Source organism: Brevibacillus sp. AF8, assembly GCF_021270385.1.
Taxonomy (GTDB): Bacteria; Bacillota; Bacilli; order Brevibacillales; family Brevibacillaceae; genus Brevibacillus.
Genome location: NZ_JAGQDN010000035.1, coordinates 1 through 11,847, shown reverse-complemented (window position 1 = coordinate 11,847; position 11,847 = coordinate 1). Strand labels below are relative to the sequence as shown.

At 48.0% G+C, this 11,847-nt stretch carries 13 protein-coding genes; all 13 read left to right on the top strand.

Annotated elements, in window-relative coordinates:
* The first annotated feature begins 54 nt into the window (after nt 1-54).
* Complete coding sequence (locus tag KB186_RS27490; RefSeq protein WP_232774782.1) at nt 55-1,548, top strand: anthranilate synthase component I family protein; 1,494 nt, start codon at nt 55-57, stop codon at nt 1,546-1,548.
* Nucleotides 1,549-1,565: 17 nt separating this feature from the next.
* Nucleotides 1,566-2,150 (top strand): aminodeoxychorismate/anthranilate synthase component II, encoded by a 585-nt coding sequence (gene pabA / locus KB186_RS27485; protein ID WP_056493388.1) that lies wholly within the window; start codon nt 1,566-1,568, stop codon nt 2,148-2,150.
* Nucleotides 2,151-2,285: 135 nt separating this feature from the next.
* Complete coding sequence (locus KB186_RS27480; protein WP_173612466.1) at nt 2,286-3,929, top strand: PhoX family protein; 1,644 nt, start codon at nt 2,286-2,288, stop codon at nt 3,927-3,929.
* Between the two features lie 20 nt (nt 3,930-3,949).
* On the top strand, nt 3,950-4,150 hold the full coding sequence (tatA, locus tag KB186_RS27475; protein ID WP_017247013.1) for a twin-arginine translocase TatA/TatE family subunit: 201 nt from the start codon (nt 3,950-3,952) through the stop codon (nt 4,148-4,150).
* Nucleotides 4,151-4,219: 69 nt separating this feature from the next.
* The gene (gene tatC, locus KB186_RS27470) at nt 4,220-4,948 is read left to right on the top strand and encodes a twin-arginine translocase subunit TatC (RefSeq protein ID WP_173612467.1); all 729 of its coding nucleotides are present in this window, start codon (nt 4,220-4,222) and stop codon (nt 4,946-4,948) included.
* A gap of 38 nt (nt 4,949-4,986) precedes the next feature.
* Nucleotides 4,987-5,832: an aminodeoxychorismate lyase gene (pabC, locus tag KB186_RS27465; RefSeq protein ID WP_173612468.1), complete on the top strand. Its 846-nt coding sequence runs from the start codon at nt 4,987-4,989 to the stop codon at nt 5,830-5,832.
* A 52-nt stretch (nt 5,833-5,884) separates the two neighbouring features.
* Nucleotides 5,885-7,072, top strand: coding sequence for a dihydropteroate synthase (folP, locus tag KB186_RS27460; RefSeq protein WP_173612469.1), 1,188 nt, complete (start codon nt 5,885-5,887; stop codon nt 7,070-7,072).
* Nucleotides 7,073-7,075: 3 nt separating this feature from the next.
* Nucleotides 7,076-7,447: a dihydroneopterin aldolase gene (gene folB / locus KB186_RS27455; protein WP_064203224.1), complete on the top strand. Its 372-nt coding sequence runs from the start codon at nt 7,076-7,078 to the stop codon at nt 7,445-7,447.
* Nucleotides 7,444-7,971, top strand: a complete 528-nt coding sequence (gene folK, locus KB186_RS27450; RefSeq protein WP_173612470.1) for a 2-amino-4-hydroxy-6-hydroxymethyldihydropteridine diphosphokinase — start codon at nt 7,444-7,446, stop codon at nt 7,969-7,971. The genes folB and folK overlap by 4 nt, the downstream gene beginning before the upstream one ends.
* A complete protein-coding gene (locus KB186_RS27445) occupies nt 7,923-8,132 on the top strand; it encodes a helix-turn-helix domain-containing protein (RefSeq protein WP_047074774.1) in 210 nt (69 codons plus the stop codon). The genes folK and KB186_RS27445 overlap by 49 nt, the downstream gene beginning before the upstream one ends.
* 70 nt (nt 8,133-8,202) lie before the next feature.
* Nucleotides 8,203-9,231 (top strand): tRNA dihydrouridine synthase DusB, encoded by a 1,029-nt coding sequence (gene dusB, locus KB186_RS27440; protein ID WP_173612471.1) that lies wholly within the window; start codon nt 8,203-8,205, stop codon nt 9,229-9,231.
* Nucleotides 9,232-9,448: 217 nt separating this feature from the next.
* The gene (gene greA / locus KB186_RS27435) at nt 9,449-9,925 is read left to right on the top strand and encodes a transcription elongation factor GreA (protein WP_007725265.1); all 477 of its coding nucleotides are present in this window, start codon (nt 9,449-9,451) and stop codon (nt 9,923-9,925) included.
* A 104-nt stretch (nt 9,926-10,029) separates the two neighbouring features.
* The gene (lysS, locus tag KB186_RS27430; protein ID WP_012683951.1) at nt 10,030-11,550 is read left to right on the top strand and encodes a lysine--tRNA ligase; all 1,521 of its coding nucleotides are present in this window, start codon (nt 10,030-10,032) and stop codon (nt 11,548-11,550) included.
* Nucleotides 11,551-11,847: the final 297 nt, after the last annotated feature.

The following is an 11,847-nucleotide window of genomic DNA, read 5'->3' as shown; positions in this document are numbered from 1 at the left end:
GGCAACTATATAATGAACGGATAAATAGTGAAAACCGGAGCGTGAAGAGGAAGAATGTTCCCTACCTTTGCTGATTGTCAGACATATGCCTTATCTTATTCGTTGGTTCCCCTAGCCCTGCGTAGACCGTGGTCTTCGACGATTGATCCGTGGCAGGTGCTCACAAAGCTACAGCCTTCTCTGCAAAATGCTGTCCTGCTGGAAAGTGGACGAGCTGGGCGGTATACCTTTTTGGCATATGAGCCTATCGCTACGCTGCGCAGTCAGCGAGGAGAAACAATCGTTTCGTACCCAGAAGGAAAAATTGAAAGCATAGATACTCACAACCCATTGAATGCTTTGCGGGAGCTGCTATCTCGTTACCGTACGCCTGCGCTTCCAAGTATGCCGGATTTTTCCGGAGGGGCCGTAGGTTATATCAGCTATGAGATGAACCGCTTTTTTGAGCCCAGCTTGCCACAGATAGCGACTGACGACTTACAGTTGCCAGACCTGTATGTTATGATAATGCAAGACCTTCTTGTCTTTGATCATGAGACCCGAGAGATCATTTGCCTGACGCATTTGAACGCTGACAATTTGACCGAAGAGAGCTATCGACAAGCAGCACTCCAGCTGGAAAAACGTATGGACTCGATCGCTTCATTGGCAATGGAGCGCGATGAGACAGATTGGGAAGCTTTGCGCAAAAGACCGCTTGCCAAGCTAGTGCCAGCGTCCGTATCCTTTGCCAAAGACCAATTCGAGGATGCCGTTCGTCGGGTGCAGGAGTACATCGCCCAAGGGGATGTTTTTCAGGTCAATCTGTCGGTACGGCAGAGCAAGCCAGTGCAGGTGACTGCCCCAGAAGTGTACGATGTGCTTCGCAAGCTGAATCCGTCTCCTTATATGGGCTATCTGAGCTTCCCTGAATTTCAATTGGTTAGTGCCTCGCCAGAGCTACTTGTAAAGGTAAAAGGCAAGGAAGTCCATACGCGTCCAATCGCCGGTACACGTCCGCGTGGAGTAACGGACGAGCAAGACGATGCGTTGGCACGTGAGCTGATTGATAATGAAAAGGAACGAGCAGAGCATGTCATGCTGGTTGATCTGGAACGCAATGACATGGGCCGCGTCTGTCGCTTTGGCAGTGTGGAGGTCAGCGAATTCATGGTCGTGGAGAAATATTCCCACGTCATGCATATCGTCTCTCACGTCAAAGGAGAGCTGGCAGCAGGCAAGGATGCGCTTGATGCGATCGAAGCGACTTTTCCGGGAGGAACGATCACCGGAGCGCCAAAAGTTCGCACGATGGAAATCATCGAAGAGCTGGAGCCAGTCAAGCGAGGCGTCTATACGGGATCAATCGGCTGGTTTGGTTTCAATGGTGATATCGAGGTCAACATTGCCATCCGCACCATGGTGATCAAGGATGGCGTAGCTCATGTGCAGGCTGGAGCGGGTATCGTGATTGATTCGGTTCCAGAGGCAGAGTACGCCGAGTCGTTGAAAAAGGCAGAAGCGTTGTGGAAAGCGCTTGAGTTGAGCGAGCAGAGAACGATGAGTTGAGAGGAGACGAGTGTACGATGATTTTGATGATTGATAACTACGATTCCTTTACCTACAATTTGGTGCAGTATGTGGGAGAGCTTGGGGAAGAACTCCAAGTGTATCGCAATGACAAAATTACACTGGAAGAAATCGAGCGATTGGCACCTGATTATTTGATGGTGTCTCCAGGGCCGTGCACACCAAATGAAGCGGGGATCAGCATGGATGCGATCCGCCATTTTGCCGGAAAAATTCCGATTTTGGGTGTTTGTTTGGGCCATCAGTCCATTGGGCAAGTGTTTGGCGGAAAAGTCATTCGGGCCGAGCGCTTGATGCACGGAAAAACCTCTGAGGTTTTCCATGATGGCAAAACGATCTTTCAGGACATCCCTTCTCCTTTTACAGCGGCACGCTATCATTCTTTGATTATTGAGGAAGCGTCCATTCCGAGTGAGCTGGAAGTAACCGCCCGGACAGCCGAAGGAGAAATCATGGCTGTGCGCCATCGGGAGTACCCAATTGAGGGCGTCCAGTTCCACCCTGAATCGATTATTACCGAGCACGGCAAGCAATTGCTGAAAAACTTCCTTACCGCATACGCGCGTCACACGACAGGTTGACACATAGATATGACAGGAAAACCGCCTTTTTCGAGGGCGGTTTTTTATTTACATACTCTTTATATAACATTCATGGTTCCTCGATATACGGCTTGTACAATGAAACCGAAGAAGGCAAAAAAGGAGAGATAGTAAATGGATGTAAATCGTCGACAGTTTTTGACTTATCTCGGTGTAGGGACAGCGGCGTTGGCTTCGGTAGCAACAGGAATTCCTGCCCTGGCGGCTGGCGGTACCCTATCAGGAAAAACGGCCGATCATCTGTTTGGTCTCGATACAAAGAAGCATAACTTCAATCCGAAATTCAAAGAAATTCATCCGACTACAAAAGACGATGTTGTACTGCCGGACGGTTTTAAATACGATGTAGTGGCTTCCTATGGCGATAAGATCAATGCGGCAGGAGATACCTTCGGGTTCAACAACGACTTCACCTGTTTCCTGCCAATCGAAGGCAAGTCCGATCATGGCCTCTTGTGGGTAAATCACGAATATTTAGGTGAGTTGGAATATTACGTAAACGGTTATGACTATCTGAATGCTGATTCTGAAGACAACAAACGTACCCCTGCACAAATCGAAAAATATTTGTATGCACTTGGCGGTTCCATTATTGAAATCAAAAATGAAAATGGCACATGGAAGCTTGTTTCCGATTCCAAATATGGTCGTCGGGTAAGCGGGCTGACCAAGCATGTGCTGACGGGTCCAGCAGCTTCCATTGCTAAAGAAGTAACCGGAACATTTGCGAACTGCTCCGGCGGCGTGACGATGTGGAATACAATTCTTTCCTGCGAGGAAAACTACATGGACGTCGTCGGTGATTGCAAGCTGCCTGAAGCCGAGCACTATGGCTGGGTTGTTGAGGTAGATCCATTTGATCCGAAATCGACTCCGAAGAAGCATACAGCATTGGGCAGATTCTCCCACGAAAACACGGCAATGGTTCTGGCTCCGTCTGGACAACTGGTCGTCTACATGGGGGATGATGCGAAAGACCAATACGTGTATAAGTATGTATCCAAAGGTAAGTACGATCCAAAGGCGGGGAAAAGCAATTCCAAGCTGCTTGAAGAGGGTACATTGTACGTTGCCAACTTCGGTAAGGGTAAATGGATTCCGTTGGATTTCGCAACAAATGAAGCACTGAAAAAAGCAGTCGATGCAGATGGCAAACCGATGTTTGCTTCTCAGGCTGACGTGCTTCTCAACTGCCGAGATGCATCCAAAGCAGTAGGGGCTACCCCGATGGATCGCCCAGAAGACCTGGAAGTTCATCCGATTGATGGTTCCGTCTTCATTGCCTTGACCAACAACGACAAGCATGGCAACTTCTACGGACAAATCGTTCGCCTGTTCGAGAATGACAACAACCATGCAGGTTTGGAGTTTACGTTTGAGATTTTTGCAGCAGGTGGACCACAAAGCGGTTTTGCGGCGCCAGACAACATGGCTTTCGACAGCGCGGGTAACCTATGGGTCGTGACAGACATCTCGTCCTCGTCGATGAACAGCGGCATTTATAAATCCTTTGGAAACAATGGTGTGTTTTTCATTCCAACAACGGGTAACAGCAAGGGAGAAGCCGCACAATTCGCGTCTGCACCAGTAGGCGCTGAAATGACAGGTCCTTGGTTTACCCCTGATGAAAAAACACTGTTCCTGGCGGTGCAGCATCCAGGTGAAAACCTGAAGTCGTATGACAAGCCAACCAGCCACTGGCCTAAAGGCGGAAATGCAGTAGCCATGCCGAGCGTGATTGCTATTACAGGTTTCTAGGACAAGGAGTGTAACAGATTATGCTGTCGAGCATCGGTATTCCTGGATTAATTCTGATCCTGATCATTGCTTTGGTGATTTTCGGGCCGAGTAAACTGCCAGAGATCGGTCGTGCTTTTGGACGAACCTTGACCGAATTTAAAACCGCAGCAAAAGATTTGACCAAAGACGATGATGAAAAAGAGAAGGCTCCAGAAGAAGCGTTGAAACGAATTAACTAATCCGGCCTGAGTGAAGGCGGTGCGTACACGAGACGCACTGCCTTTTTCCGCGCATGAGGAGGAGTTCGAGTGAGCAAAGAGATGCCTATACTTGAGCATGTGACAGACCTGCGCCGCAGAATTTTGATTGTGCTGTCCGTTCTTGTTGTCAGTATGGTTATCTGCTTTTTATTTGTGGATCATATTTATTTGGCGTTAGCGAATCATTCAGGGGAAAAGCTGGCGATCCTTGGGCCGGGAGATATCCTGTCGATCTATGTAAAGCTGGCCGCAGTCGGTGCGCTTGCGATTACAATCCCGGTTGCCGCTTATCAAGTTTGGCGCTTTGTGGTGCCCGCATTGGAAGAAAGAGAGCGAAAAGTGGCGCTCATGTATATTCCGGCTCTGTTCCTGCTGTTTATTTTCGGGCTTTCCTTCGCCTACTTTGTGCTATTTCCGATGATGTACAAATTTGTGTTGGGTTTATCCAACGGGAATTTTGAACTGGTCATTACAGCGAACGATTACTTCACCTTTATGCTCAATCTTTGCCTGCCGTTTGGGTTGCTTTTTGAACTGCCGGTTGTCGTTTTGTTTTTGAGCCATTTGGGGATTCTCAACCCGCATCGCTTGGCTAAAATACGCAAACCCGCCTATTTGGTGCTCGCGATTATCTCGATTACTATTACGCCGCCTGATTTCCTCTCCGATATTATGGTAATTGTGCCACTTATCGTTTTGTATGAAATCTCCATTACTATCTCGCGTTTCGTACACGGCAAACGCTCGGAGGAAACGGAACTTTCTTCGGAAGTGTGATATGATGCTCTCGACTATATTATCGGGAGAGAGCGCAGATGCACGTTTATGCTAACGGGACGATTTGTCCGGCTCATGAGGCTACAGTATCGATATTGGATCACGGGTTTTTGTACGGTATTGGTTTGTTTGAAACCTTACGTGTATACGACCGCAAGCTATTTCTATGGGATGCTCATTACGCCCGGCTTTGTTCCGGGCTTTTTGCGTTGCAGATTCAACCTGCTTGGACAAGGGAAGAGCTGGCGGAAGCCATTTTGATGACCATCGATGCAAACGAGTTGCGTGATGCTTACGTCCGCTTGAGTATTACGGCTGGCGCAGAAGGGGTGGGCTTGGTAGCAGAGGGCTACGAGCGTCCGTCCTTATTTGTATTTGCCAAACCTGTAGCACCTCTGGCAGTACCTCCCATGCCAAAACGGTTGCAGACATTGGCGTTGGCTAGACAGACAGCAGAAGGCCAGCAGCGCTTTAAATCGCACAATTACTTAAACAATGCTCTTGCACGCCAAGAACTCGGTGCCCGTCCCGATGTGGAAGGTCTGTTTTTGACGCATGATGGCTTCGTGGCGGAAGGAATTGTGAGCAATGTGTTCTGGGTCAAGAACGGCCAGTTGTTTACCCCTTCTATTGATACGGGCATTCTAGATGGTGTGACGCGGCGACATGTTTTGGCTTTGGCACAGCAATTATCGATACCTGTCGAAGAAGGTCGATATCGCTTGGAAGAGCTGCTCAATGCCGATGAAGTCTTTACGACAAATTCCGTGCAAGAGATTGTTCCGATTACTGAAATTGACGGGCATTCCGTCCCTTCGACATATGGTACATATTCGTGCGAACTGCACCGCGCCTACCGTCAGTCTGTAGCGGCTAGCGAGTAAATTATGGTATGCTACTATTCAATGTGCGAAGACGGAAAAAGGGAGTTTGATCATGAAATACAATTCATTTCGAATCCATGCTGCGACCTTCGCTGAGATGGTTTCGGAGCTTGTCAAAAGGGGAGTTCCTGTTCCTGAAGCCGAACGCATGACGGAAGCGGGGACGAGCCTGAAGATTCACACGGAAAACATGAGTGGGGCAACAGCACAGAGTGTGAGAGAGATTATGCACTCTTTCGATGCGGAAGCTGTTATCTCAGACCAACCAGGTACTGCCGACAAAAAATACGTGCTGCTGTTGGCTTCTCACAAGAAGATGGATTTGGCGTTGGATTATATGAAAACCCAAACAGAAGAACTACGAGCGTTGGCGGCAGAGGTACGGGAAGTTTTAGCGATGCCTGCCAAGCTTCGTGCGCGGCGCGAGCTGAACTGTGGCCAGTATGTCCTGCCATTGGGAGAGCGTACGCTAGTCATGGGTATTTTGAATGTGACGCCTGATTCATTTTCGGATGGCGGCCGTTATGTCGATGTGGAGGCAGCACTTGCACAAGCGCGTGCAATGGTTGAGGCTGGAGCTGACCTGATTGATATCGGGGGAGAATCGACACGTCCGGGGTCGGAAGCAGTCGATGAGGCGACGGAGCTGGAAAGAGTGCTGCCAGTCATTCGGATGCTTTCGCAGGAATTGTCTGTTCCGCTGTCCATTGACACATACAAAGCGGCGGTTGCAGAACGGGCTATTTTGGAAGGGGCACATATCATAAATGATGTATGGGGAGCGAAGCGTGACCCGCGGATGGGAGAGGTAGCTGCTCGTCTCGATGTGCCCATTATCCTGATGCACAACCGCGAAGACACGGACTATCACGACTTTTTCCCAAACTATATCAAAGACCTGCGTGAGTCCGTACAGATCGCTTTGCAGGCAGGGGTAAAGCAGGAGCGAATCATCCTCGATCCGGGGATTGGGTTTGTAAGGACTGTCGAGCAAAATCTCGAAACGATGCGCAGGCTGGATGATCTGGTAGGGCTGGGCTATCCCGTTCTACTTGCTACTTCACGCAAGCGGATGATTGGTCATGTTCTCGACTTGCCTGTAGATGAACGTGTCGAAGGTACGGCAGCGACGGTTGCTCTCGGGGCGGCAAAAGGCTGTCATATGGTACGGGTGCATGATGTCAAAGAAATGAAGCGCGTTACGAAGATGATGGACGCGATGCTAAAAGGGGGCATTTAAACCTTGGATAAAATCTACTTCAATGGCATGTCATTTTACGGATATCACGGTGTGTTTGGAGCAGAGGCTGAACTGGGCCAACGGTTTTATGTCGATTTGGAGCTATCGCTCGATTTATCCAAAGCCGGAGCGAGTGACGATCTTCACGATACAGTCAATTACGCCGATATCTTTACTTGTGTGCAAAAAATTGTCGAGGGTGAACGATTTCATCTGGTAGAAAAACTGACCGCTGTGATAGCAGAACGTCTACTGGAGCAATTCCCTTTGCATGAAGTCAAAGCAAAAGTGACCAAGCCGAATCCGCCGATCAATGGGCATTATGAGTCGGTTGCGATTGAGATGATCCGTAGAAGAGAGGATTTTGCTTCATGACAGTTGCGTATTTGGCGCTAGGCTCCAATCTCGGGGATCGGGCACAGAACTTGCTCCGGGCGATACAGAGATTGAACGAGCAACCTGGAATTCGCGTGCTTCGTGTCTCCTCTGTTTATGAGACCGATCCATTTGGCTACGTCGAACAAGACGCATTTCTGAATATGGCGATCGCTGTGGAAACAGATCAGACCCCGGATCAGCTTTTAGAGACGGCATTGTCAGTAGAGCGAGAGCTGGGACGTGTGCGAACGATTCGATGGGGACCGCGCACGATAGATATTGACTTACTGTTGTACGGGACATCTCGTGTTTCGCAAGACAATCTCATGATTCCTCATCCCGGGCTGAGCGAGCGTGCTTTTGTACTCGTGCCGCTTCGAGACGTTTGGGAAGGCGGCGTTTTACCTGAGCATAACCAGACCATTGATCATTATCTTTCCTTATTGGTAGAAGATCACAAGGGGGTACGTGAGTGGGGAGCAATCAACTGGGAAATCGAATCCGGTCCTTCCGAAAGCTAAAAGGGTATACACAGCAGTCCCTTTCGGAAAAGATGGGAGTGTCATTGTCTTTTGTTGGATCACTAGAGAGAGGAACTCGTACGCCAACAGAGCCTGTATTACGGAAGATCGCCAGCACTTTACAGGTAGACTACGATGAATTATGTGCTATAAATAAGTGATGTAATGAAGTTTGGATAGGATTGTCCTCTCCAAGACCCCGACTAAGCGGGAATAAGGAGGCGAATATAGATGAAAATCGGCAATATTGAATTAAAGAACAACGTAGTTCTCGCTCCAATGGCAGGTGTTTGTAATCCTGCTTTTCGTCTGATTGCCAAGGAGTTCGGTACTGGATTGGTTTGCGCCGAGATGGTAAGCGACAAGGGCATTGTGCACGGAAACAAAAAAACGATAGATATGCTATTTGTCGACGAACGCGAAAAACCACTAAGTTTGCAGATTTTTGGTGGAGACAAGGAAACCTTGGTGAGTGCGGCGAAATATGTAGACCAACATACGAACGCGGATATCATTGATATCAACATGGGCTGTCCTGTGCCGAAAATTACGAGCTGTGATGCAGGTGCGCGTCTGTTGCTCGATCCTGATAAAATCTACGAAGTCGTATCTTCTGTGGTCGATGCGGTCGACAAGCCGGTTACCGTGAAGATGAGATTGGGCTGGGACGAAGATCATCTGTACGTACTGGATAATGCCAAGGCAGTAGAACGTGCAGGCGGCAAAGCGATCGCTGTTCATGGACGCACCCGCGTACAAATGTACAAAGGGAAAGCGGACTGGGACTGGATCCGTCGGGTGAAGGAAACCGTTTCGATTCCGGTGATCGGAAACGGCGATGTGGCTACTCCTGAGGATGCGAGACGCATGCTGGATACAACGGGATGCGATGGTGTTATGATTGGGCGGGCTGCGCTCGGAAATCCGTGGATGCTGTATCGCACCATTCAATACCTGACGACGGGAGAGCTGGGTCCAGAGCCAACCGCACGTGAAAAGATGAATATTTGTTTATTGCATGCAGAGCGTTTAATCGCGCTGAAGGGTCCGAGAGTGGGAGTCCTTGAGATGCGCAAGCACGCGGCGTATTACTTGAAAGGCTTGAAGGGCTCGACGCACACGAAAAATCTCGTGAATGCGGTTGAGACAGAAGAGGAGCTTCGCAGCGTCCTCATGAACTTTGTTGACTGGATTGAAAACTACGCAGATGACAGCGAAGAACCGCTGGAACCAGCAAGTGATGAGGCTGTCAGCTACTAAAACTGGTGGTTCATTCCAGACATTGACAAGGGTTCCTTCATATCCTATAATACTCCGTAATATTGGGTGCCGAGCTGCCAGTCCTCACTGGCAGCTTTACCTTTGAACCTCACAGACGATTGCATTCTGCTGTATATTGTATAGAACATCTACATATAATCCTTTGTACTTTACCCAGTATAAATGGAATCATTTTTTAAAACGGGGGAATTGAACCATGTCTGAAAAAGAAGTCATCCTTACACCAGAAGGTTTAACAAAGCTGGAACAAGAGCTTGAAGATTTGAAAACGGTTAAACGTAAGGAAGTAGCTGCTCGTATTAAAGAAGCGATTAGCTTTGGAGATATCAGTGAGAACTCTGAATACGAAGAAGCAAAGAATGAGCAAGCGTTCATCGAAGGTCGCATTCTGACCCTGGAAAAAATGCTGCGCAATGCCCGCATCATCACAAATGAAGATGTTGATACAGGTGTTGTAAGTGTTGGTTCCCGCGTGAAGCTGAAAGACCTAGAGTTCGGTGATGTTATGGATTACACGATTGTGGGTTCTGCTGAATCCGATCCGATGAACAACAAGATTTCCAACGAATCCCCGGTAGGTCAAGCGCTTCTTGGCAAAGCAAAAGGCGCGATTGTTGACGTTAACGTACCGGCAGGAGTCATTCAGTACGAGATTCTTGATATTAACCTGTAAGCAGTCGATCTATGGCGTACCTTTTGCGAGGTACGCCGTATCGCTATTATAAAAGTCTGTACAAAATTGTTAATGCAGGCATTTTCTAGAGGAGTGAGAGTAAAATGGCAAACGAGCAAGACCTTCAGCAAGAAGAACAGCAACAGGAAGGGCTTCACGAGCTTCTTCAAGTGCGTCACGACAAAATGAATCAATTGCGTGAGTGGGGCTTTGATCCGTTCGGTAAAAAATTCGAGCAAACGCATCACGCTGCGGATATAACGAAAGCTTTTAGCGAAAAGAGCAAGGAAGAGCTGGAAGCGGAAGAGAACGTGGTTACGATTGCAGGACGATTGATGGCGAAACGTGGAATGGGTAAAGCGAGCTTTGCTCAACTGCTGGATCGTTCCGGTCAGATTCAAATCTACGTTCGTCAGGATACCGTTGGCGAAGAGCTGAGCAAAGTATTTGATTTGGCGGATATCGGTGACATGATCGGTGTAACTGGTGTTGTTTTCAAAACAAAAACGGGCGAGCTCAGTGTAAAAGCAAAGGAACTGTCCTACCTGACGAAATCACTGCGTCCACTGCCTGAGAAATACCATGGTCTCAAAGATATCGAGACTCGCTACCGTAAGCGTTACGTGGATTTGATTGTAAACCCGGAGGTTCGCGATACATTCATTACGCGTAGCCGCATTCTGACTTCAATGCGTCGTTATTTGGACAACCTTGGCTACCTGGAAGTAGAAACACCTACACTTCACGCGATTGCCGGTGGTGCATCTGCTCGTCCATTTATCACGCACCACAATGCTTTGGATATGCAGCTGTATATGCGTATTGCAATTGAGCTGCACTTGAAACGACTGATTGTCGGTGGCTTGGAAAAGGTGTATGAGATCGGTCGCGTATACCGCAATGAAGGGATCTCTACTCGTCACAACCCTGAGTTCACGATGATTGAGCTGTACGAAGCATATGCGGACTACCAAGATATCATGAGCCTGACTGAAGAAATGGTTGCTCATATCGCACAGGAAGTATTGGGCACCATGAAAATTCAGTACCAAGGCAATGAGATTGACCTGACACCAAAATGGCGTCGTGTACACATGGTCGATTTGATTAAGGAAAATCTCGGCGTCGATTTCTGGAAGGAAATGAGCGACGATGAAGCGCGTGCTCTGGCAAAAGAGCATGGCGTATCCGTTGAGCCTCACCATACGTTCGGACATGTAGTGAATGAATTCTTTGAGCAAAAGCTGGAGCATACACTGATTCAACCTACATTTGTTTACGGTCATCCTGTGGCGATTTCGCCATTGGCGAAGAAAAATGACCAGGATCCGCGATTCACGGATCGTTTTGAGTTATTTATCGTAGCTCGTGAGCATGCTAATGCATTTACAGAGCTCAATGATCCGATTGACCAGCGTGAACGCTTTGAAGCACAGCTCTTGGAAAAAGAAGCTGGTAACGACGAAGCGCATGATATGGATGACGATTTCATTGAAGCGCTTGAGTACGGTATGCCGCCAACTGGAGGATTAGGAATCGGAATTGATCGACTGGTAATGCTGTTGACCAACTCGCCTTCCATTCGCGACGTACTGCTGTTCCCTCATATGCGTAACCGCGACTAGTCTTGCAGAATAGAACCATCTGAGAAAAACTCAGGTGGTTTTATTTTTTTACTTGCACTTAAAAAGGTTAAGTGTTATATTAATACCTGTTCTTCTTTTTTACTTAATCGATCACAAAAATAATGTGAAAATAGTTCTTGCTTTTCCTTCAAGGTATGTGATAGATTAATGAGGTCGCTGAAAAACAAGTTAAAAAACTTGTTGACACGGCCTGGACAACCTGATAAGATGAAATGGTTGTTGTGAAAATGCTCTTTGAAAACTGAACAGCGAAAGCGTTAATGAGTCTATCATTAA